Annotated in this window: 25 protein-coding genes and 2 pseudogenes; 22 read left to right on the forward strand and 5 right to left on the reverse strand. The window is 39.8% G+C overall.

All coding sequences use genetic code 11. The annotated features are described in order from the left end of the window. Positions 1–90: 90 nt before the first annotated feature. From MWG26_RS07585 to MWG26_RS07625, 10 genes are all read left to right on the forward strand, one after another. The gene (locus MWG26_RS07585; protein WP_117440715.1) at positions 91–582 is read left to right on the forward strand and encodes a replication initiation factor domain-containing protein; all 492 of its coding nucleotides are present in this window, start codon (positions 91–93) and stop codon (positions 580–582) included. A gap of 16 nt (positions 583–598) precedes the next feature. Further along, positions 599–778, forward strand: a complete 180-nt coding sequence (locus tag MWG26_RS07590; protein WP_025655415.1) for a hypothetical protein — start codon at positions 599–601, stop codon at positions 776–778. 107 nt (positions 779–885) lie between these two features. Beyond that, positions 886–2,856 carry a recombinase family protein gene (locus tag MWG26_RS07595; RefSeq protein ID WP_154253367.1) on the forward strand — a complete coding sequence of 657 codons (1,971 nt, stop codon included), beginning with the start codon at positions 886–888 and terminating at the stop codon, positions 2,854–2,856. A gap of 91 nt (positions 2,857–2,947) precedes the next feature. Continuing rightward, positions 2,948–3,709, forward strand: coding sequence for an ABC-three component system protein (locus MWG26_RS07600; protein ID WP_025655417.1), 762 nt, complete (start codon positions 2,948–2,950; stop codon positions 3,707–3,709). Then, entirely contained in the window at positions 3,706–3,939 is a 234-nt protein-coding gene (locus MWG26_RS22800) for an ABC-three component system middle component 7 (RefSeq protein ID WP_025655418.1), read from the forward strand. The genes MWG26_RS07600 and MWG26_RS22800 overlap by 4 nt, the downstream gene beginning before the upstream one ends. Continuing rightward, complete coding sequence (locus tag MWG26_RS07605; RefSeq protein WP_025655419.1) at positions 3,923–5,536, forward strand: DUF2326 domain-containing protein; 1,614 nt, start codon at positions 3,923–3,925, stop codon at positions 5,534–5,536. Before MWG26_RS22800 ends, MWG26_RS07605 begins: the two co-directional genes overlap by 17 nt. A gap of 44 nt (positions 5,537–5,580) precedes the next feature. Further along, the gene (locus MWG26_RS07610; RefSeq protein ID WP_025655420.1) at positions 5,581–6,603 is read left to right on the forward strand and encodes a PDDEXK nuclease domain-containing protein; all 1,023 of its coding nucleotides are present in this window, start codon (positions 5,581–5,583) and stop codon (positions 6,601–6,603) included. 164 nt (positions 6,604–6,767) lie between these two features. Then, complete coding sequence (locus tag MWG26_RS07615; protein WP_240285660.1) at positions 6,768–7,052, forward strand: hypothetical protein; 285 nt, start codon at positions 6,768–6,770, stop codon at positions 7,050–7,052. Between the two features lie 13 nt (positions 7,053–7,065). Next, positions 7,066–8,076 carry a virulence RhuM family protein gene (locus MWG26_RS07620; protein ID WP_117440714.1) on the forward strand — a complete coding sequence of 337 codons (1,011 nt, stop codon included), beginning with the start codon at positions 7,066–7,068 and terminating at the stop codon, positions 8,074–8,076. 175 nt (positions 8,077–8,251) lie between these two features. Then, on the forward strand, positions 8,252–8,494 hold the full coding sequence (locus MWG26_RS07625) for a hypothetical protein (protein WP_044926634.1): 243 nt from the start codon (positions 8,252–8,254) through the stop codon (positions 8,492–8,494). A 279-nt stretch (positions 8,495–8,773) separates the two neighbouring features. Here the strand turns inward: MWG26_RS07625 and MWG26_RS07630 are convergent. Continuing rightward, positions 8,774–9,091 (reverse strand): annotated as a pseudogene (locus MWG26_RS07630) (LysR family transcriptional regulator); the annotation flags it as partial. Between the two features lie 208 nt (positions 9,092–9,299). On the opposite strand from MWG26_RS07630, the gene MWG26_RS07635 reads away from it, so the two are divergent. From MWG26_RS07635 to MWG26_RS07650, 4 genes are all read left to right on the forward strand, one after another. Continuing rightward, positions 9,300–10,472: an iron-containing alcohol dehydrogenase gene (locus tag MWG26_RS07635; RefSeq protein ID WP_025655424.1), complete on the forward strand. Its 1,173-nt coding sequence runs from the start codon at positions 9,300–9,302 to the stop codon at positions 10,470–10,472. Between the two features lie 400 nt (positions 10,473–10,872). After that, the gene (locus MWG26_RS07640) at positions 10,873–11,343 is read left to right on the forward strand and encodes a DUF2798 domain-containing protein (protein ID WP_025655425.1); all 471 of its coding nucleotides are present in this window, start codon (positions 10,873–10,875) and stop codon (positions 11,341–11,343) included. An 80-nt stretch (positions 11,344–11,423) separates the two neighbouring features. Beyond that, the gene (locus MWG26_RS07645) at positions 11,424–12,809 is read left to right on the forward strand and encodes an MATE family efflux transporter (protein ID WP_025655426.1); all 1,386 of its coding nucleotides are present in this window, start codon (positions 11,424–11,426) and stop codon (positions 12,807–12,809) included. A 225-nt stretch (positions 12,810–13,034) separates the two neighbouring features. Then, the gene (locus MWG26_RS07650) at positions 13,035–13,592 is read left to right on the forward strand and encodes a hypothetical protein (protein WP_025655427.1); all 558 of its coding nucleotides are present in this window, start codon (positions 13,035–13,037) and stop codon (positions 13,590–13,592) included. A 195-nt stretch (positions 13,593–13,787) separates the two neighbouring features. Here the strand turns inward: MWG26_RS07650 and MWG26_RS07655 are convergent, their stop codons facing one another. Beyond that, positions 13,788–13,928 carry a hypothetical protein gene (locus tag MWG26_RS07655; RefSeq protein WP_044926637.1) on the reverse strand — a complete coding sequence of 47 codons (141 nt, stop codon included), beginning with the start codon at positions 13,926–13,928 and terminating at the stop codon, positions 13,788–13,790. Between the two features lie 135 nt (positions 13,929–14,063). On the opposite strand from MWG26_RS07655, the gene MWG26_RS07660 reads away from it, so the two are divergent. After that, positions 14,064–14,339 carry a DUF1905 domain-containing protein gene (locus MWG26_RS07660; RefSeq protein WP_025655428.1) on the forward strand — a complete coding sequence of 92 codons (276 nt, stop codon included), beginning with the start codon at positions 14,064–14,066 and terminating at the stop codon, positions 14,337–14,339. Positions 14,340–14,510: 171 nt separating this feature from the next. Continuing rightward, the gene (locus tag MWG26_RS07665) at positions 14,511–15,260 is read left to right on the forward strand and encodes an alpha/beta fold hydrolase (RefSeq protein ID WP_025655429.1); all 750 of its coding nucleotides are present in this window, start codon (positions 14,511–14,513) and stop codon (positions 15,258–15,260) included. 208 nt (positions 15,261–15,468) lie between these two features. On the opposite strand, the gene MWG26_RS07670 is transcribed toward MWG26_RS07665, so the two are convergent. Beyond that, entirely contained in the window at positions 15,469–16,281 is an 813-nt protein-coding gene (locus tag MWG26_RS07670) for a TraX family protein (RefSeq protein ID WP_309295979.1), read from the reverse strand. 427 nt (positions 16,282–16,708) lie between these two features. Then, complete coding sequence (dapA, locus tag MWG26_RS07675; RefSeq protein WP_025655431.1) at positions 16,709–17,671, reverse strand: 4-hydroxy-tetrahydrodipicolinate synthase; 963 nt, start codon at positions 17,669–17,671, stop codon at positions 16,709–16,711. Positions 17,672–17,894: 223 nt separating this feature from the next. Between dapA and MWG26_RS07680 the strand changes: the two genes are divergently transcribed. After that, entirely contained in the window at positions 17,895–18,104 is a 210-nt protein-coding gene (locus MWG26_RS07680; protein WP_025655432.1) for a 4Fe-4S binding protein, read from the forward strand. Further along, positions 18,101–18,706: a hypothetical protein gene (locus MWG26_RS07685; RefSeq protein WP_025655433.1), complete on the forward strand. Its 606-nt coding sequence runs from the start codon at positions 18,101–18,103 to the stop codon at positions 18,704–18,706. Before MWG26_RS07680 ends, MWG26_RS07685 begins: the two co-directional genes overlap by 4 nt. Positions 18,707–18,789: 83 nt before the next feature. On the opposite strand, the gene MWG26_RS07690 is transcribed toward MWG26_RS07685, so the two are convergent. Further along, complete coding sequence (locus MWG26_RS07690; protein WP_025655434.1) at positions 18,790–19,092, reverse strand: hypothetical protein; 303 nt, start codon at positions 19,090–19,092, stop codon at positions 18,790–18,792. 256 nt (positions 19,093–19,348) lie between these two features. Here MWG26_RS07690 and MWG26_RS07695 point away from each other — a divergent pair, with 256 nt between their 5' ends. The 4 genes and pseudogenes from MWG26_RS07695 to MWG26_RS07710 all read left to right on the forward strand — a co-directional run bounded on the left by MWG26_RS07695 (position 19,349) and on the right by MWG26_RS07710 (position 21,288). Continuing rightward, positions 19,349–19,924, forward strand: a complete 576-nt coding sequence (locus MWG26_RS07695; RefSeq protein ID WP_243002516.1) for a methyltransferase family protein — start codon at positions 19,349–19,351, stop codon at positions 19,922–19,924. Positions 19,925–19,933: 9 nt separating this feature from the next. Next, positions 19,934–20,473, forward strand: a pseudogene (locus tag MWG26_RS07700) (GNAT family N-acetyltransferase); the annotation flags it as partial. Positions 20,474–20,479: 6 nt separating this feature from the next. Beyond that, complete coding sequence (locus MWG26_RS23015) at positions 20,480–20,734, forward strand: DUF3781 domain-containing protein (protein WP_207658935.1); 255 nt, start codon at positions 20,480–20,482, stop codon at positions 20,732–20,734. Positions 20,735–20,790: 56 nt separating this feature from the next. Then, positions 20,791–21,288, forward strand: a complete 498-nt coding sequence (locus tag MWG26_RS07710) for a GNAT family N-acetyltransferase (RefSeq protein WP_330641638.1) — start codon at positions 20,791–20,793, stop codon at positions 21,286–21,288. The last annotated feature ends 138 nt before the right edge of the window (positions 21,289–21,426 follow it).

The following is a 21,426-nucleotide window of genomic DNA, read 5'->3' on the forward strand; positions in this document are numbered from 1 at the left end:
AGGACAGATTGGATTTCCCAGCCCCGATATACACTGTTTTAGCGGTATCCTTCTCCGTATAACTGCTCTCTACAAACCGATAACTGTTGCTTGAAGTATAAGAAGCCATATGAAGAGATCGGGAGCTGGAAACGGACGGAGATACAGTTGCGTGAAGATAAGGCGCATACCTTTGCTATGCTTTTTAAAGATAATCCTTTGAATTTGGGAAAACTGGCATTTGACCTCTTGGCAGGAAATTTAAGATTCATTGTACCAGACAAGAAACAGAGTAACAGAAGCCACTGGAAAACGTGCCAGTTTTGGAATCGTTTTCTGGGGGCAGTCGAACCTTTACAATTACATACGGAAACTCCCCGGAGTACCCTTCTGGAAACCCAGAGGTGGATAAAAGAAGGCGGCGTATTGTCTGCGGTAAAGGGATTCTGTTTTCTGGAAGAACACGAAGCATTAGGTGGTCTGGAACGGATAGAGGATATGCTGAGACATATAAAATACAGCCCGGCAGTTGGAAATAAGATGATAGGGCATTTAAGCAGGATTAATAGAGAAGATTTATACCATATATACAGGACGATATGAAGAAAGGGGGCGTTTCTTGAAACCAGAGACTCACAGAAAATATAAGACATACACCACCGAAGACGGTGTGGAAATAAATATACCGGCAGGGAATGAAGCCGATATGGAACAACAGCAGAGTTATCAGAGGTTTATCAATGTGCTGTCTAATATTGTAACAAAATATGTGGCAGAAGAGAAGTGCGATAAGAAATAGCGGTTATGACGGTCAGTTCTCAATAAGGGCTGACCGTTTTTCAAAGATGGAAAGAGTACAGGAAATTGTATCAGACAAGAACATGAAAGACATGTGTTATCTATATCCTGGTAAGCAGTGAACGACAGGTGAAAGGATATAGTCTTGATGGACAGAAACGGTATCTGACCGAATGTGCAGAGCGGCAGGGAATGAAAGTGCTGGCAGTTTATGTGGAAGAGGGAAAAAGCGGAAAGAGCATAGAGGGAAGGACAGCATTTCAGACAATGCTTGATGAGATTAAACGGGGGACTTTGCAGACAGATTATGTACTTGTGTACAAACTATCAAGGTTTGGAAGGAATGCAAGGGACGTTTTGAATTCGCTTGAGTTTATTATGCAGTATGGCGTACATCTGATGTGCGTTGATGATGGGCTGGAATCTTCTACTTCAATGGGAAAGATGATGATAAACATACTTGGGGCAGTAGCAGAACTGGGGCGGGAAAACATCATAGCACAAAGTCTGTTAGGAAGAGAAGAAAAGGCAAAATCCGGGGGATGGAATGGAGGATTTGCGCCTTATGGCTATGATTTGAAAGAGGGAAAGTTAGTGTCAGAGGAAGGAGAAGAAGAGGTTGTGAAGATGATTTTCGACCTGTTTTTGAATAAAGGGATGGGATATTCTACAATAGCCCGGTTTCTGAATCAGAATGGTTATACAAGGGAACCGGCCCCTAATGCGGTCAACCCTAAATTCAATGACTGGAAAGCAGACCAAATAAAGCGGATTCTGGATAACCCACTGTATACTAGCAGGATCGCATGGGGCAGGAGAAGGACGGAGAAGGTACAAGGTTCAAACAACGAACAGCGTCTTGTAAAACAGGAAGAATTTGTAATGAGTGAGAAGAAAAGCCACGAAGCGTTAGTGTCAGAAGAGGATTTTCAGAAAGTACAGGAAATTCGGAAAGTGATGAAAGAAAAATCATGGGGAAACCATAATATCAGCCAGAGCAGAGCGCATTTGTTGTCCGGGATTGCACGCTGTCCGCAATGCGGTTCTGCAATGAACGTGGACTGTAACCAGTGGACTAATAAAGACGGTACGTTCCGGGAAACATTCACTTATGTATGCAGTCATTATAAACGGGCTTTAGGAACAAAACAGTGCCGGAGAAATGGAATATCAGCGGAAAGGCTGGAACGGGAAGTGCTGGAATATACGAAGAAACTTCTGCGGAATCCTAAATTTGCCTGTGACATTAAGGCGAAAATAGGCGTTGCTGTAGATGTGACGAAGATACAGGAAGAGATAAAGAACTATGAGAAGGAGTTGAAGAGGCTGGCTAGAAGCAGGATGAATCTGGAACAGGACATAGATAATCTGCCAGACGATAAGTATGCGGAAAGAAAGCGGAATGAGTTCAACCGCAGGCTGGATAAGATATACAATCAGATTTATGAAACAGAAGATAGGATAGAAGGGTGCAGAAGAAGGATTGTTATAGCAGGGCAGGAGTCTTTGAATGTGGAGATGATTTATAAGATTCTGCTGTCCTTTGATGAAATCTATGATAAAATGGATGACAGGGAGAAACGGGAATTGATTAAATGCATGATAAAGGAAATCAAGTTGTATCTTCCAGAAGAGCAGAAGGAACAGGGTCATGCAGTGAAGAGTATTGTGTATTCATTCCCGATTGAAGAAGATGTGATTCAGTCTTTACGGGTGAAAGAAATACATGTGGAGACTGTTGTACTGCTTTCCCACAAAAAGCCAGATAGTCATATCAACGTTAAAGTCGAGTTTGGCGAGGGTGAGGGCAAAGTTCCGTTAAAGGCAATCTCTGAAAGAGCAGAAGCCTACAAGCCGAAAGAGCGAGTTACCTATAAAATGATAAAGGAGTACATAGAAGCGAAATATGGCTTCAAAGTACATACCGCATATATCGCAGAGGTTAAGAGAGATTTGGGATTGCCGATGTATGATGCTCCTAATGCGGTAGAGGAATTGAAAAATCCGAGAAAACATCCGACAGCGGAGAAAGTGGAAGCGATAAAGGATGCATTAAAATATTTTAGGATATGTAATTAATTACTATTGAGTTTTAGATTAAAGAGCGACATTTACCATTCTATATGGTAAGATGAAATAAAGTTACGATTTTATAATGTAGGTGGTAAGCATGGGAGATAATCGAAGAATTTTTAGTGATAATGAAAAAATGGTATTATTTAATGAGGTTGATGGACGATGTCCAATTTGTGGAAGATCTTTAACTAATACCAAGAATGGGCAAATTATTAAAATATTTGAAGTGGCACATATATATCCTGCGAATCCTCGTCCAGAGGAAATCGAATTATTAAAAGACGAGGAACGTTTGAGTAAAGATGTTAATAGTTTGGATAATGTCATAGCGGTTTGTAGAATATGTCATAAAAAATTTGATACGCCACGAACTATAGAGGAATATCGCTCTTGGGTAAGACTTAAAAAGAAATTGTTGCAAGATGCACAGTTAAAAAATACATATGCACTTTTTAACATAGAGGAAGAAATAAAGGAAATATTAAAAAATTTAAATGATGAATCTTTAGAGGAAGATTTGGTGCGGATAAATTATGAATCTTTGAAGATAGAGCAGAAGGCTAACGCTACATTACCTTTTGCAATAAAACGTACCATTAAAAATGATGTGGTAGATTATTTTGACTATATTCATAAGATATTTATTGAAATGGACAAAGTAACACCATACAAATTTGATACCCTAGCAGCTCAGATAAAGGGATTTTATTGCAAGACTATGCAAATTAATCCTAACCAGGAGTTTGTATATGCCTCTTTAGTAAATTGGCTTAATGAAAAGACAGGTTCATATTCAAGAAGAGCTTGTGAAATTGTGATTGCATATTTTATACAAGATTGCGAGGTGTTTTCATGATATTGCCGAATAAGCTAATAAGTTTTCAAGATTGTATACTGGCAAAAACAGTTTATATTTTAGAAAAGATTAGTGATTCAGATTTTTCAGTAATTGAGTTATACGAACAAGTGGAAACTCATTTTGAAGATTTGAATGAATATATGTTGGCTTTGGACGTTCTATATGTTCTTGGAAAAATAAAATATAATGAGGAACTGCGGGTGATACAGTATGTTAAAAAAAATTAGTTGTAATATATTTTTGCAGAAAGAAATTGTATTTCATGAGGGATTAAATACTATTGTCGGAGATGATATTGCATCTAATTCGATAGGAAAATCAACGATGCTTATGATTATTGACTTTGTTTTTGGAGGCGATGATTATATTAGTAAAAATCATGATGTAGTAGATAATTTGGGGCATCATGATTTCAGATTTATTTTTAATTTTGATAATAAGGATTATTATTTTATTAGAAGTACAAATGAATACAAATTTGTATCTATTTGTAATGAGAAATTTGAAATTTTACAGAGTGTAACAACGGAAGAATTTACTGCATGGTTGCAAGAAAAGTATGATTGTCAATTAGAATCATTAACATTTAGAAATATTATTGGCAGATATTTCAGAATTTATGGGAAGGAAAACTTGAATGAAAGAAAACCTATTCAATATTTTGAAAAAGAAACTGCACCTAAATCTATATTAGCTCTTTTAAAATTGTTTGATAAATATAAATCATTAAAAGCATATGAGGAGCAAATAGTAAAATTAAAAAGTGACAAAACCACATTGGTAGATGCGGCAAAAAAGAATTTTTTACCGAATGTCAACACAAAAAGTTTATTTAATAGAAACGAAAAGAAGATTGAAGAATTAAGCGCTCGATTAGAAAAAATAAAAAAGGAAATCGTAACAACATCTCTTGATTTAGAATCAATGATTTCACAAGAAATATTAAAACTAAAGCGGGAGAAAAGTCAACTTAGTATTAAATTAAATTCATATCAAAGCAGGTTGTTAAGAACACAAAATAATATAAAAAATAAATCTGTGAAAATTGGTGCTGAGTTAGAACAATTTGTATATTATTTTCCGGATTTTAATGTAGAACAGGTTAATAAGGTGGATGATTTCCATAAAAATATAAATAAAATTTTAAAGGGTGAGCTTGTAGTAGTAGAGAAGGAATTAAAAACTAAAATCGAGGAAATTAATAATCAGATAATAAAAATAGATAAGGAAATTGAAGAGAAGTTGTCCATAAAAGATGCACCTAAATTAGCTGTAGATGAAGTGGTCGATTTAGTTGCACAAATAAAACAACTTAATGATGAAAATGGATACTATACCAAGAAGAAACAATTAGATGAGACTATATCACAGGCTAAAGATGATTTAAGTGAATTAAAAGAAAAGGCATTAGATGAAATATGTAATGAAATAAATGTCAAAATGTACGAACTAAATAAAGAAATATATGTTGATGGAAGGCGAGCACCGACATTGAATATTCACGGAAGTAAATATTCGTTTAATACTGCGGGAGATACGGGAACCGGTACAGCTTTTGCTAATTTAATATCATTTGACCTCTCATTACTGGAATTAACTCATTTGCCAGCTATAGCCCACGATTTGCCATTATTAAAAAATATTGAAAATGCTGCAATGGAAAATATTATATTAATATATAGTAAAAGCGACAAGCAAATATTCGTTGCTATTGATAAATTGAATTCTTATGACGAAAAAGCGGAAGCTATTGTAAATGAATATAAAGTATTGGAACTTTCAAAGGATAAATTACTCTTCACTAAAAACTGGAAAAAGAATTAAAAATTTGGTGAGTCCCGAATAAAAGAATTGGAGGGTAATTTTGTATGAAGCAAATTTTTTATGATGAGATTAGGAATATTTTAATTACAGCCAGGAATAAAGTTTATCAAACAGCCAATTTTGCAATGGTTGAAGCCTATTGGAATATAGGAAAATCAATCATTGAAGAACAGGGTGGTAATGAAAAGGCAGAGTATGGGACAGGTTTATTAAAAGAATTATCAAGACAAATGACACAGGATTTTGGCAAAGGGTTTACAGTTGCCAATTTGAAAAATATGCGACAGTTTTATTTGACATTTCCAAATGGCTACGCACTGCGTAGCGAATTGAGCTGGACACATTATCGGCTCCTGATGCGAGTAGAGAATGAAAATGCACGAGAATTTTATATGCAGGAAGCTGTAAAATCCCAATGGAGTACCAGGCAACTTGAGCGTCAGATAAATTCCTTTTTTTATGAAAGATTATTATCCAGTAAAAATAAAGAGAAAGTTACAAAGGAAATACAGACATTAGAGCCAACGAAGAAACCAGAAGATGTTATCCGTGACCCGTATGTGTTGGAATTTCTTGGATTGACACCTAATGATGATTTTTATGAAAGTGATTTAGAGCAGGCGTTGATAACACATTTGCAAAAGTTCCTTTTAGAATTGGGACGAGGATTTTCATTTGTCGCAAGACAGAAAAGAATAACATTTGATGGACGCCATTTTAGAATTGACTTGGTATTTTATAATTACATCTTAAAATGCTTTGTTTTGATAGACTTAAAAGTTGGAGACTTAACGCATCAGGACTTAGGGCAGATGCAGATGTATGTTCACTATTATGAACGAGAACTTATGAATGAAGGAGACAATCCGCCGATTGGTATTGTCTTGTGTGCAGCTAAAAGTGAGTCTGTAGTTAAGTATACGTTGCCTGAAAATGAAACACAGATTTTTGCTTCAAAATATAAATTATATTTACCAAGTGAGGAAGAATTACTGCGAGAATTAAATCAGGAATATCAAGCGTTGGAATCTAGTACGACAGGGGAAGAAAACTTTGGTGATCTGTAAAAAGAATAAATTTTGCATCAAGGTGGTGCAAAATTGATGGCACTTATTTTTTGTGGGAAAAAGGATGTATGAGTAGTATTAGTACTGAACAAATATTGCCCATATTTCCGTGATTTTGTGGGGATATGTTTTGATTTGGTACTCATGTGGAGACGGTTGCGCTCTTGGCCCGTAAAAAGGATGTTGAGAGAATCGACATTGAAATGACCGTGGACAAGGAAGATGTGACGGAGAAAGCCACGTATCAGAAGATTAAGGAGTATGTGAGGGAAAAGTACGGGCTGAATGTGCATACGAAGTATATTGCGGAAGTGAAGAGAAAACATGGATTGCCTATGCATGAAGCACCGAATAAGGTGGATGTGCCGAAAAGGGAATATCCGGGGTGTCCAGAAGAGAAAGTTAAGGCAATAGAAGAAGCATTAAAGTATTTTGGACTAATTAAATAAGGAGGACAGAAGTATGAACGAAAATGGAGAAAAAATTCAAATTCGTAATAGTACGGTGGACTTTCTTGTTTTTACAAAACAAAATTCTGAAGATGGAATAGACGTGCGGATACAAGATGATTCTGTATGGCTGACACAAGAAGGACTTTCACAACTTTTTGATAAGGGAAGAACCACAATAACAGAGCATTTGAAACATATTTTTGAAGAAGGAGAATTAGTGGAAGATTCAGTATGTCGGAAATTCCGACATACTGGTTCTGACGGGAAAAATTATAATACGAAGTTTTATAATTTGGATGCGATTATTTCTGTCGGATATCGTGTTAACTCTTTACGAGCAACGCAATTTCGTCAGTGGGCTACAAAGGTGTTAAAAACATATACAATACAAGGATATGTGTTAGATAAGAAACGCCTGGAAAATGGACAAATCTTCGATGAAGAGTATTTCGAGCATTTACTGGATGAAATAAGAGAGATTAGAGCCAGTGAGCGTAAATTTTATCAAAAGATAACGGATATTTATTCAACGGCCGTAGATTATTCTAAAGATGCAAAAACAACGAAAGACTTTTTTGCGACAGTGCAGAATAAACTTCATTTTGCGATTCATGGGCATACAGCGGCAGAAGTTATTTTGGAGAGAGCTGACCATAAAAAAGAGCATATGGGATTGATTTCATGGAGAAATGCACCTGATGGGAAAATTGTAAAAACGGATGTAAGCGTAGCAAAGAACTGTCTGTCTATGTTGGAAATGAAAGACTTAAATCAGTTTGTTTCTATGTATTTAGATTATGCGGAACGGCAGGCAAGAAAGAGAATCCCGATGACAATGGAAGATTGGGCAAAGAAGCTGGATGTATTTCTGGAGTTGAACGAAGAAACGATTTTACATGGGCAAGGCAGAGTAAAAGCAGAAATTGCAAAGGCTTTTGCAGAAAGTGAATTTGAGAAGTACCGGGCAATACAAGACAAAAGATACAAGAGTGACTTTGATAAATTATTGGATGAAATATAGAGGCAGATAATATGGAGTATATGCAGAATATATTAGAAAATGAAGCACTAATAAATGGAATTTCATTAATCATATCGGTTATTTAGATTATGTGGACATATTTCCATAGTGTAGAACCATCGAGACGGTTGCGCTCTTAACCCGTAAAAAGGATATAGAGAGAATCGACATTGAAATGACCGTGGACAAGGAAGATGTGACGGAGAAAGCCACGTATCAGAAGATTAAGGAGTATGTGAAGGAAAAGTATGGCCTGAATTTGCATACGAAGTATATTGCGGAAGTGAAGAGAAAACATGGATTGCCTATGCATGAATCGCCGAATAAGGTGGATGTGCCGAAGAGGGAATATCCGGGGTGCCCGGAAGAAAAAGTTAAGGCTATAGAAGAAGCCTTAAAATATTATTATTGGATTTAATAATGTGACTATCCCAACAATTTAATAATTATTGGGGCAGCTACATTATTCTTTAATAGTTGAATTCCATAAAAGTATCAATAGAACGTAATTTGGAATTTATGTATTTACTTTGCTCATTGGTTCTAAGTGTTTTTTCGGGTTTGCAAGAGCATGTGAAAAAGTTTCTGTAAATAAGGATTTATGTGGTCTTCTATGATTTTTTATTTTATCATAGAAGACCACATAAATCCTTATTTACAGAAACTTTTTCACATGCTCTATAGGTGGCCGTGATAGCAGGGCATCTGTTTCTCCTGTCTCAATATAAATGTCCCCCATGATTATATTATCCGAAAGTGTGATTTCAGTCTCCGTTTTCTTTACCAGTTCCCGTATTTCTTCCTCGCGTTTCCTTAATATCACTCCTTCTTCGGTCAGCGTCACCTTCCGTGATCCCTTTGTTCCACGTATCAGTAACTGTCTGCCAGGTTCCTCTTCCATATTTTTTATCTGTGTCGTAAGCGTTGGCTGGGATAAATGAAGGGACTCTGCCGCTCGCTCGATACTCTGTTCTCTTGCTATCGCCAGAAAATATGGAAGTACCCGTAATTCCATATGGCAATCTCCTTTGCAATCAGATTTATTCTTAGCAGTTATCGGCATCTTATTTCTATAAAAGCTTTAGCTTGGCTTTAATATAGAATTCCATAGGTCCCTACTATACTAATGACTAAGATATAAGTATTGGCTATTGTAATGAATCCAGACTATAATGTAATTGAAAACAGAAGTCGTTTTATAGTGGCGAAAGGAGGCAGAAAATATGTTAGGAAATTTTGCGTATTCAAACCCAACGAAACTTTATTTTGGAGAAGATTCTTTAAACTATCTGAATGAGGAGCTGCCGAAATATGGAAAGAATGTACAGCTTGTATATGGCGGCGGTTCCATTAAAAAGACGGGTATTTACGATAAGGTTGTGGCAATCTTAAAAGCCTGTGGAAAAGAAATCTTTGAGGATGGCGGCGTTATGCCAAACCCAACGGTTGAGAAGCTCTATGAGGGCATCCAGATCGCAAGGGAGCATGAGGTGGATTTAATTTTAGCAGTGGGAGGCGGTTCCTGCTGTGATTATGCCAAAGCAGTCTCCATATCCGTCAATTGCAGGGAGGATCCCTGGGAGAAGTATTATCTGAAATTCGAGGACGTAGATGCAGATACTGAAATCATTCCGGTAGGATGTGTGCTGACTATAGCTGGCACCGGGTCTGAGATGAATGGCGGAGCAGTGATTACAAACCATGAAAGTAAGCTGAAAATCGGCCATGTCTTCGGAGAGCAGGTATTTCCCAGATTTTCAATATTAAACCCGGTCTTTACCTATTCTCTGCCGAAGTACCAGATGGTATCCGGAATTTATGACATCCTGAATCATATCTGTGAACAGTTTTTCTCCGGTGATGATGATAATACGTCTGATTATCTGATGGAGGGACTGATGAGATCACTGATTCACAGCTCCAGGATTGCGATAAAGGAGCCGGAAAACTATGAGGCCAGAAGCAATATCATGTGGACGGCTGCATGGGCGTTGAATACGTTGGTTGCTATGGGGAAATCCACAGACTGGATGGTGCATATGCTTGGCCAGGCAGTGGGAGCTCATACAGATGCCGCCCACGGGATGACGCTTTCGGCAGTATCCCTGCCATACTACCGGTATATCATGCCTTATGGTCTTAAAAAATTCAAACGCTTTGCCGTGAATGTCTGGGATATTGATTCAGAAGGAAAAACGGATGAAGAGATAGCAGCAGAAGGTTTAAATGCCCTGGAAACATGGATGAAAGAAATTGGAGTAGTTATGAATATTACAGAACTGGGTGTGAGGGAAGATATGGTGGATGACCTTGTGAAAAGTACCCTTGTCATGGAAGGCGGTTATAAAGTGCTGACACAGGAAGAAATCAGGGAGATCTTTCAAAAGAGTTTGTAAAATGACAGAAAAAGCAAAAAAATAGCGTGTTTGCAGTAATAATCCTGTTTGCGGCATTTGGCAGAGGCGCCTGCACCTGAGACGTTAAAATGCACAGTAATATTTTCGTTCGGCAGGTTATTTTGTGGAATCTGATGAAACTGAAAAAAGTGCTTACGAGCAGTCAGGAGATCTGTTAAAATAGCATCAGTATAAGCGAAGGCAGTCGTTTTCGCACCGGGGTTTAACAGAATATTGGTTTAGATGAGAATGGTAGTGGTGATTATAGTTCTGTAATCATAACGAAAGTTATGAACAGTCTTTAGTCCCGCTGCCTTTTATTTTGGCCAAAATTATGCTGTGCGGAATCTTCTGAATGCCAGAGCTTAGAGAAAATATTTAAATATGAGGAGAAAGAAATATGCCAAAAACAAAATTTCAGGAAATTATTTTTACGATTATCATGGTGATTGTGATGGTGTATGCACTGGTTGTATACAATATCGCTCTGGACAAAGGGGAGTTAACGAACCAGGTGTTTGTTATAGCACTCCAGGAGCTTGTTATTATGGGAATTATCGGTTTCATTCTGGAGATGCTGATTGCCGGACCACTTTCTAAAAAACTTGCATTCCGGCTGGTGACACCGGGAAAAGATAAGCCGGTTTTTGTGATTCTTGCCGTATCCGCGATGACGGTCTGTCTTATGTGCCCGATGATGAGTTTCGCTGCCACAGTATTATTTAAAGGTGCGGATGCTCAGTTGATTTCAAAATGGCTGCAGACCTCTGTAATGAACTTCCCAATGGCGTTCTGCTGGCAGATATTCTTCGCAGGGCCACTGGTAAGATGGATATTCGGGCGGCTGTTTCCGGTAAAAATGGACGTATAATAAAACCTCCATTGCCAGAGGTGGATAATTGCGATATGATATTTTTATAAAGTCAGGCAATTGTGAGGTGATCAGGTAATATGAAGGAAAATGCAATAGAGGATCAGACAGCTGAAAATCGAATGGGGACAGCCCCGGTAGCGCCGCTGCTGCTTAAGATGGCATTACCCATTATTCTTTCTACGCTGGTACAGTCACTCTACAACATCGTGGATGGGATATTCGTTGCCCAAATTAGTGAGGAGGCAATGACAGCTATTACATACGCACAGCCTCCGGTCATTGTTCTGCTGGCTGTCGGAACAGGGATCGCGGTCGGTATGAATACCATGCTTTCTCATGCATTGGGTGAAAAGAATCAGAAATGTGTAAACGATGCAGCGCAGACTGCGATTTTCCTGACTGTGGCAGCCTCTATAATTTCGTTTGCAGCTTCGGTAACACTGGTGCGACCTTATATAATGACACAGACAGAAAATCCCGTGATTCTTGAGATGGGGGTGAAGTATCTGAGAATTTATATGGCTCTGGGAATTGGAACTATGGGGCAGCTTGTATTTGAGAGAATGCTGATATCCACAGGAAAGACCATGTATAGTATGATTTCACAGATTACTGGCGCCGTATTGAACTTAGTTCTTGATCCGATTTTGATTTTCGGGTTACTGGGAGCGCCCGCCATGGGAATTTCAGGCGCGGCGCTTGCTACTGTGCTCAGTCAGATAGCGGCATTGATTATCGCTTTGGTGTTGAATCTGAAGAAGAATCATGAGGTGTCCTTACAATTCAGCATAAAACCGGCAGGTTATGCCGTAAGGAGACTGCTGTTTTTAGGAGTCCCTTCTACTATTTTTATGACGTTAAATGCCTGTATGATGCTGGGAATTAACGCCATATTGAGGAGCTTTTCAGAGACGGCTATTGCGGCGATAGGCGCCTGCGCGAAAATTACAACCCTGTTTATCAATGTGGTGAATGCGATGGCGAATACACTTATGCCGATGGTGGCATATAACCATGGAGCAAAAAAGAAAAAGCGTATTGATCAGGCCCTGAAATACGGTTATCTTTACAGTCTGATATTAACTGCCGCGGGAACACTTGTCTGTCTGTTGTTTACCAGACAGATTTTACTGATGTTTAATGCAAAGAATGAGATGATGAAGATCGGCATAAACGCAATGCGGCTGATGAGCTGCGGTTATATGATGCTGGCGATCCGGAATGTCAGTACCGCAGTAGTGCAGGCGCTTGGACACAGCGTCCAGAGCATGATCGTAGATTTATTCAGAAGTTATGTAATTCTACTGCCTTTTGCATGGCTGTTTGCAAGATCAGGTAATGTAAACAGAGTATTCTGGGCATATCCGTTGGCTGATAGTTTGACTGCACTTGTCGGTATCCTGCTGTTGTGGTACTTTTACAGAAAAGATATCAGGACGATGCAGAACGCTTGCGATGTATAAAGAAATTTTTAAGACAGAGATGACTATTAAATTTTGTCAGATCTGTCTTTTTTGTTTCATTATAATAAAAATCCTTCTTAGTATGATGCAAATTGCGGCCAAAATCTGCAAAGTAAAGCCAGAATCTTGAAAAAACCACCTCTGAGTAATAGATTTAAAGTCATAGATTAATTACAACCCACTGTGCAAACGCAGTGAAGACGAATAAGAGGGAGGTCTTTTTTAATGAAAACAACAAAGAAACGATTTGCAGCAGCGCTGTTCAGTATCTGCCTGCTTGCCAGTATGCTGCCGGGCACGGGCATGGCAGTATTTGCACAGGACAGCGTCCGCGATGCATGGGACGGAACTGCCGATACTGGCTGGTACGATGGAACCAAAACAGAGTATGAAATCAGTACGGCGGGGGAGTTGGCAGGTCTGGCTGTTTTGGTGAATAGCGGGACGAAATTTGAAGGAGAAACAGTCTTGCTGTTATCGGATCTTGACCTGGGGGGATATGAATGGGTTTCCACCGGTACGGGAAATAATTCTCAAAAATATTTTGGCGGAACATTCGACGGAAAGAATCATTGTATTTACAACGTTATAAGTACGGAATCGCCTGATTATAGCGGATTATTTGGAGTTATATCCCATGGAGGTACGATACAGAATCTCGGCGTGGCAGATGCTTACTTTACAAATTCGCCCTTCTTCAATATGGGCATCCTGGCCGCCTGGGCAAACGGTGGGAGCATCCGGAATTCCGCGGCAAGAACATTACGGAACAGGCCGTTGTAGATGGCTATGCCGCTGATATTGAAGCCGCCATCAAAGCGCTTGAAAAAAAGAAGGACAGCCCGAAACAGCCTGCTGATACGGCAAGTCCGGCAAAACCGGGGAAAACACATAATTCCAATGCCCCGTAAAAAATTTACCACCCAGAAAGACGATTATGAAAACCTCAGTCTTAGCTGGTTTGTTAAATACTGCGAACTATATTGCAAATGTGAATTCAACAATATAGTTTCCCAAATCCGGTGCAATGTCTTTCTGTGATTGGATCACAGCTTCGCCGCCAGTACCATCAATTTTACTTATATTTTCCATACTTCTTTCAAATCTTGTTTTCTCCATATCATTTTAACTCCGTGTTTGATAGAATAGAATTAGTGACCATTAAAATAAGATTGACTGTTATTAGAATCAGCTGTTATTAATTGGGTTCTCCTTAAATGTTTTTTAATTTACGGAAGAAAGTGAGGAAATAATATGAAAAAAGTTCTGGAATTTGATGCAGTTCTTGTTAAAAAACCGGATATGGATGCGGCATATATAGAGATCCCTTTCGATATGAAAGCGATTTTTGGAAAGTCACGGGTACTGGTACACGCAACTTTTGATGGCGAACCTTATGATGGACAGGCCGTGAAAATGGGTACGCCATGCCATATTATTGGCGTCAGGAAGGACATCCGCAAAAAAATAGGGAAAAAACCGGGAGATAAGCTTCATGTGACGCTGGAAGAACGGGAAAGAGGAAAGTGACTATTTCTGTTGAATCAAAGTGGTTGTATGATATACTAGAAGCATCTTAATGAACGGAGGCTGCAAATTATGGGAATTTGGACAAATAAGCACTAACGGCAAGGTGTTGGTGTTTTTCCAGGCCTTGCTAATCAGGAAGCGGAAAACAGATCAGTGATTAGGAGGCAAATGATGTCATATTTTTATTATCAGTCAAAAAAGATTTATTACACAGAAACGGGGAGTGGAAAACCAGTGCTGTTTTTGCATGGCAATACGGCATCTTCCAGGATGTTTGAACTGCTGCTGCCCTTGTATGAGGATCAGTTTCATGTCATTCTCATCGATTTTCTAGGGCATGGGAAATCCGACCGGCTTGAAGAGTTTCCGGCGGATCTTTGGATGGAAGAAGCCCGCCAGACCATCGCATTGCTGGAACATCTGAACCTTGGAAAGGTGGATCTTGTGGGCACCAGCGGCGGTGCCTGGGTTGCCATCAATGCTGCACTAGAGCGCCCGGAGCTGGCAGGGAAGATTATAGCGGACAGTTTTGACGGCCGGACATTGGCGGACAATTTTTCTAAGAACCTGGTTCAGGAGAGAACGAACGCCAAAAAGGATGAAATGGGAATTGGTTTTTACCAGTGGTGCCAGGGAGATGATTGGGAACGCATCGTGGATATGGATACAAAGGCATTGATTCAATGTGCCGGAGAAAAGCTGCCGTTATTCACAAAACCACTGTGCAGTCTGCAGGTTCCGCTGCTGCTCATGGGGAGCGAAGGAGATGAAATGTCCAGGGAGGATTTTCAGGAGGAGTACGCTGCAATAGCCGGTGAAACAGGGGCTGAGATTTGTATTTTTCCAAATGGAAGCCATCCCGCAATTCTTTCTAATGCAAAGGAGGCTGCAAAAGCGATCTGCAAATTTCTGGAAACGTAGAAATAGCCGTCGTCGCGACATGCTCCAGGTATATTCTTTTTGTTAAATAATGCTGTGGCAGGTTATGGCACAGAAAAGGCATGGACAAATATAAAAATAAATGTTCATGCCTTTTTATATACCGGAATTAATGAAAGCAGCAAAGGGAATTTCCAGTGATGGCTGCTCTATAGAAATTCTAAGTTTATCCTTCAAATAAAATTGATTCTTAAAAAACGAAATTGGCCAGATAAAACAACAGGAATGTATGGGCGGGATAAAAAATATAGAAGAAATATTTCATGCCCGGCCCCTTTTGATTATTGTACTTCAGCATGATTGGCAGGGCCAATACCATCAGGCACTGCAGTCCGTAAATACCATCCAGCATTTCCATGCTAAACTGATTGATGCAGAAAATGATGTACATGACAATAAAGCAATCTTTTTTCTCTTTCAGAAAATACATCAATACTCCAAGAGCAACAAATTCAAACCCATATTCATTCAAATAAATGTTAGGGATAAGTCCAGTCAGCACATCGCTGCTTAAATAACGTGAAAACGGCAGTATATAGAAAAGAAACTGAACTGCAAAAATACATCCAAGCAGTATCCCGCCCTTTTTATGGTCCTGCAAAAATATTTCAATTGTACTGATTAAAACGCCTACTATAAACATAGTAAGAAAAATATTGTGATTACCATACCCGTATTCGGTTGGCATAAAGTAGTCAACAGCATAACCGAAAATTGTCATGAACACACTCATTAGATATAAACGCAATAAATATATCCTGCGGTTTTTTGTATATTGGTAACCCCATACCATACAAAACAGGAAAAGAGGAAAACTCGCTCTGCCCAGCCAGCGAAACCATATTGGCGTTCCTTCAAAATAGTAGCCTATATGGTCTATAACCATTAGAATTAATGCGATTATTTTAATCTTAAATGTATTCATGTGTGATACCTCGCTTCTGTGATTATCGTTTTTATGAACGCCTAACCTGCCAAAAGCGGGTATCTTACCTCGATCCATTATGGCTCAAAACGGTTACTGCATGATGCATATTTTATCATATTTCTGCAGCTTCGTCTATCTCGCCTTTTTTGAGGTCTATTTTGTCTCCCAGCTGATGAACTGGCCTAGTACTACAGCGAACATGCAATATAATTCTAAGCAGCTGTGTGATTCACGTGGGAATTCCTTTTATTTATCAGTGAACAATATATCATCCAGTATGGCGGCTCGGATCCATCATTTATTTTAAGAAGATTGATTCGATAATCATACCCCTCAATCGTAATCGTATTGTCGTCATCGTCTGGATGTAGCCTGTAAGTTAAGCTGTGTTCCCAACAGAAGTGAATAATTAAATCCAGAATCATTTTATGGTGATTTGGCTGTTGTTTACTGAAAAGAATATATGCTGTTTTCATAAGATACCTCCGCTTATATAAAATGCTTATAAATTGTGTTTTAAAATGGAACCGGCATTTCCAGGTGTATGAACCGTAACAGAACGAATCGGTTTCTTACAGTTCAGCAGATTGTATTTCTGCAAAGTGGAATATAATTTCTCTGCCATTGTGGAATCCATGTCACAGAGGGGCAGACGGCAGTGTCCTGTGTTATAGCCCATTGCGCGCATGGCCTGTTTGACGGGGATGGGATTGACATCCAAAAATAAAGCCTCAATCAGCTCCAGATATTTTAACTGAAGGCTGTCGCTTTCGTCACTGTTGCCGGCAAAATAAGAGGAACAGATGGTATGCACTTCTCTGGGCACGAGATTGGAAAGGACAGAAATGACTCCCTTTGCCCCCAACGCCAGTGCCGAAGTAATCTGATCATCGTTTCCGGAATATATGGCAAGGTCGTCCTTACAGAGTGCTGCGATCTTGGCAATCTGGGAAAAATTGCCGCTTGCCTCCTTGACGGCCACGATATTATCTATTTCACTGAGACGCTTGAAAGTAGCCGGATAAATATTTACTCCAGTGCGGGAAGGCACATTATATAAAATAATCGGCAGATTCGTTGCATCCGCACATGCTGTAAAATGCAGGAATAACCCCTGCTGTGATGCCTTGTTGTAATACGGTGTGACATGGAGCAGCGCGTCTGCGCCGGCTTTTTCGCATTCCCTTGACAGATAAACCGCATGGGCGGTATTGTTGCTTCCGGCTCCTGCGATCACCGGAATACGCCCGTCCACATGTTTGACTGCGCGGCGTACCAGCTCAATATGTTCTTCATCTGTCAGTGTGGAACCCTCCCCAGTTGTTCCGGCAACGATGACAGCGTCTGCATTTTCACGGATCTGCATATCCAGTAAATTTTCAAAAACAGGAAAATTAATTGAAAAATCATTTAGCATCGGGGTTATGATTGCAGTACCCGCTCCTTTAAAAATCAATTTTTTCATGATGATGGCCTCTCCTTTATTCATAGCTAATTTAGATACATTTATCATATGGATTCTTTGATTAAAAAGGGATAAAAGTCTTAGCAGAAGATATTAAAACGATATAAATATTCCGGGACTGGCTGAGCGCGCCCGTGCAGGTTATTCGAGTTTGTAACAAAGTCACAGTAAAAATCGCCTGCATCGTGTATACTGACAACAAATAAAGTCGGAGGTATTGATTGTGGCTGATAAAAAATTGCGTAAAAAGGCTTTTATTGTACAAAATGAGTGCGTGGCATGCGGATGCTGCGTAAAGGTATGCCCGAAAGATGCTATTCATATTGAGAGAGGAATTTTCGCAGACGTTGATTTGGAAAAATGTGTTGGCTGCAGCAAGTGTGCACGAGAATGCCCTGCATGCGTAATTGAAATTCGGGAGGTGCCTGTATGAAGAAACAATGGTATGATTATCTCTGGATATTTTCTACTGTTTACCTGGTGCTCGGTTTTTTCAACATCCTTTTTGCATGGATCGGACTGCTTTGCTTTTTTATCCCTTTGATTATTTCCGTCGCCGGAGGCGGCAAGGGATATTGTAACCGCTACTGCGGAAGGGGACAGCTTTTCTCCTTACTGGGCGGACGATTTGGCCTGTCCCGCAGAAAGGACCCGCCGAAATTTCTGCGAAGCAAATGGTTCCGCTACGGGTTCCTGCTCTTTTTCTTTACCATGTTTTTTCAGATGCTTTGGAGCACATGGCTGGTGTTTGGTGAAGCGCGCAGCCTCAGGCAGATGGTGACGATCCTTTGGACGTTTAACCTGCCCTGGCACTGGGCGTATGATGGAACGGCGTTTGCGCCGTGGATGGCGCAGTTCGCCTTTGGATTTTACAGCGTGATGCTGACATCCACGATACTGGGTATGATTACAATGGTGCTGTTCAAGCCTCGTTCCTGGTGTGTGTACTGCCCAATGGGGACCATGACACAGCTTATTTGCAAAGCAAAGTCAGGTAAGAGCGTGAGCTTACTCCAAAATACAGAACATAGCTAAAATGTCAGTTGCAGCCGGGTATAGTTTTATAAAACTATATTCCGGCTGCAATTTTATGATATACTAGTCTGGTACACGGAGTGTTAATAGAAATTCATGGTGATGGTCTTATACGGCTCAAAACCCTGATTCAGACAGTAGTGAGAACCATATATATCAAGAATAATGGAGTTGGGTGTGCCATTTATCTTTGTATGTTCCCGCACAATTAGTTCTGTTGTATTTTTGATCGTCCAGAACTTGTAAATTACAACGCTGAGCCTTACTTCTCTTGATTGATCGGTTGTAATGTTCGATTCATTTGCGATTTGATAGTCGGGAAGCATGTTGATTGTTGTTAGAATTAAAACGAGAGCTATAAAAATAATACATAGTTTCTTTTTCATCAATAATTCCCCCTGTAAAAATGATAGGGCTGAAAATGATGCAAATCTACAGGTAAATAATGGGAGATCTATGTGTTGCGTACATAGGGGAATATAAATAGGACTGGAAGGGAACATAACAGGAATGTACAAAGGATAGGAGAGGATACGGATAACATGGGAAAGGGACTAATAGATTCATTATTGGATCATATTTTCCTATTTCTAAGTGCAGATATGTATGTAATGCAGAAGAATGATATTAGAGGAGATTTATATGAAAGCGATCGGTTTGATAATATTATTAGTTTTCTATTTTGTCTATATTGGGAAGATGGTTCTGCAGAGAAGGCAGGGCATTCAGACAGACCAGATTGCAAAAGGAAGCCGCAGAGATAAAGTGTTTTATATAGAACTTATCATGAAGGCAGCTACATATTCGGTAGTCATTATAGAAGTGATCAGTATTGTGTTTGTGAAGCCGGTGGTGCCGTCTCATGTGAGGTTCCTGGGAATGATACTAGGATTCGTGGGAGACGTGGTTTTTGCTCTTGCGGTTATCACAATGAAAGATAACTGGAGAGCAGGAATTGCTGAGAATGATAAAACGGAAATGGTAACGGCGGGGATCTATCAGTTCAGCAGGAATCCTGCGTTTCTGGGATTTGACCTTGTATATCTGGGGATAGTGTTGATGTTTTTCAACTGGGTGCTGCTTTTGTTTTCTGTATTTGCTGTTGTTATGCTTCATTTGCAGATCTTGCAGGAAGAAAAATATCTGCCGCAGGTTTTTGGGGAAGCGTATTTGCTATACTGCAGCAAAGTCTGTAGATATTTGGGAACTAAACGATAGGAGAGAAGAATGAAAGAAAGATTTGAGACAGAGCGTCTAATTCTGAGGCACTGGAATAACGGGGATGCAGAAGAATTATACCGGTATGCCAAAGATGAAAGGGTAGGCCCACCTGCGGGATGGCCGGTGCATACCAGTGTGGAAAACAGCCGTGAGATTATAGAAAAGGTGCTTTTGGCCGAGGGAACCTATGCGGTTGTATTAAAGGAAAGCAATCTTCCTGTGGGCAGTATTGGCCTGCTGCTGGGCGGCGCAAGTGATCTGGTGACGGCAGATACAGAGGCGGAGATCGGTTACTGGATCGGCGTCCCATATTGGGGACAAGGATTCATTCCGGAGGCCGCGCGGGTTTTGATACAATATGCCTTCGATGAACTAGGCATGGATAAGCTCTGGTGCGGCTATTTCGAGGGGAACGATAAGTCACTCAGGGTACAGCAGAAGTGCGGTTTTGTATATCATCATACCAATGAGAATATTTCCTGGCCGCTTATGGGGGATATTCGGACGGAACATATTACCTGTCTGACAAAACAGCAGTGGAAAGAGAAAGACATGGTAAAATCTGATCAAAATGAACTGCTTTTAAATTTACATCGGCTTCATACGACAGAATTGGGTATTGAGCGAATTAGAACAAACCTTTGTATACAAACGGAAGATGTTATTGGATGGTGCAGAGATAAGATACGGGACACGGGCAGCAGTGTTACCAGAAGAGGGAAGAACTGGTATATTAGTTCTGGCGATTGTACTATTACTGTTAATGCGAATAGCTTTACCGTTATTACGGCACATAAGCGTAAATAACAGGCGGATTACAGATTCAAAAATGCAGAAGTGAGAAAGGTTTTGGCAGCTATATGGTGAATCATATTGAAACGAAACGATTAAGTATTACTGCCCTGACGCCCGGACAGCTGGAGTTGTGGATAAACGATATTCCAATGTTGGAAAAAGAACTTGGGTGCAGCTATCAGGCGGAGCCGATGAAGGGCGTATTTAAAGAAATTGCTGCAGGTCAGTTAGAATTAGCGAAAAACGCAGGAGAAAATTATATTTGGTATAGCTTTTGGTTTATGATCCGAAAGTCGGATAACGTAGTAGTGGGTTCTGCGGATTTCAAAAACCTTCCGGATAAAAATGGAGAGGTTGAGATTGGCTATGGCCTGGGAAAAGCATTTGAACATTGCGGATATATGACGGAGACTGTTCAGGCAATGTGTGACTGGGCAAGGAAGCAGAAGGGAGTAAGGCATATCATTGCAGAAACTGATATAGACGGTTATGCTTCCCAACGAATATTACGGAGATGCGGGTTCAAAGAATATAAAAGGGATATTACGGTGTGGTGGAGGCTTTGAAGAGAGAATCAGGAGATGTGTATTTAATCAGATCTTCTGTGATCAGAACTGCCCATTTATGCATAAGTTCTAAAAATCTGGTACAGATTCTAAAATATGTGACATATAAGCGCCTCACTTTTTATGATACCCTTAAAA

This window comes from Faecalicatena contorta, assembly GCF_022835095.1.
GTDB classification, from domain to species: domain Bacteria; phylum Bacillota; class Clostridia; order Lachnospirales; family Lachnospiraceae; genus Faecalicatena; species Faecalicatena contorta.

Coding starts and splice junctions, on each gene's coding strand:
- MWG26_RS07600 (WP_025655417.1), top strand. CDS start 2,948: ATGGGAGATAATCGAAGAATTTTTAGTGATAATGAAAAAATGGTATTA.
- MWG26_RS22800 (WP_025655418.1), top strand. CDS start 3,706: ATGATATTGCCGAATAAGCTAATAAGTTTTCAAGATTGTATACTGGCA.
- MWG26_RS07605 (WP_025655419.1), top strand. CDS start 3,923: ATGTTAAAAAAAATTAGTTGTAATATATTTTTGCAGAAAGAAATTGTA.
- MWG26_RS07610 (WP_025655420.1), top strand. CDS start 5,581: ATGAAGCAAATTTTTTATGATGAGATTAGGAATATTTTAATTACAGCC.
- MWG26_RS07620 (WP_117440714.1), top strand. CDS start 7,066: ATGAACGAAAATGGAGAAAAAATTCAAATTCGTAATAGTACGGTGGAC.
- MWG26_RS07625 (WP_044926634.1), top strand. CDS start 8,252: ATGACCGTGGACAAGGAAGATGTGACGGAGAAAGCCACGTATCAGAAG.
- MWG26_RS07635 (WP_025655424.1), top strand. CDS start 9,300: ATGTTAGGAAATTTTGCGTATTCAAACCCAACGAAACTTTATTTTGGA.
- MWG26_RS07640 (WP_025655425.1), top strand. CDS start 10,873: ATGCCAAAAACAAAATTTCAGGAAATTATTTTTACGATTATCATGGTG.
- MWG26_RS07645 (WP_025655426.1), top strand. CDS start 11,424: ATGAAGGAAAATGCAATAGAGGATCAGACAGCTGAAAATCGAATGGGG.
- MWG26_RS07650 (WP_025655427.1), top strand. CDS start 13,035: ATGAAAACAACAAAGAAACGATTTGCAGCAGCGCTGTTCAGTATCTGC.
- MWG26_RS07655 (WP_044926637.1), bottom strand. CDS start 13,928: ATGGAGAAAACAAGATTTGAAAGAAGTATGGAAAATATAAGTAAAATT.
- MWG26_RS07660 (WP_025655428.1), top strand. CDS start 14,064: ATGAAAAAAGTTCTGGAATTTGATGCAGTTCTTGTTAAAAAACCGGAT.
- MWG26_RS07665 (WP_025655429.1), top strand. CDS start 14,511: ATGTCATATTTTTATTATCAGTCAAAAAAGATTTATTACACAGAAACG.
- MWG26_RS07670 (WP_309295979.1), bottom strand. CDS start 16,281: ATGGATCGAGGTAAGATACCCGCTTTTGGCAGGTTAGGCGTTCATAAA.
- dapA (WP_025655431.1), bottom strand. CDS start 17,671: ATGAAAAAATTGATTTTTAAAGGAGCGGGTACTGCAATCATAACCCCG.
- MWG26_RS07685 (WP_025655433.1), top strand. CDS start 18,101: ATGAAGAAACAATGGTATGATTATCTCTGGATATTTTCTACTGTTTAC.
- MWG26_RS07690 (WP_025655434.1), bottom strand. CDS start 19,092: ATGAAAAAGAAACTATGTATTATTTTTATAGCTCTCGTTTTAATTCTA.
- MWG26_RS07695 (WP_243002516.1), top strand. CDS start 19,349: ATGAAAGCGATCGGTTTGATAATATTATTAGTTTTCTATTTTGTCTAT.
- MWG26_RS23015 (WP_207658935.1), top strand. CDS start 20,480: ATGGTAAAATCTGATCAAAATGAACTGCTTTTAAATTTACATCGGCTT.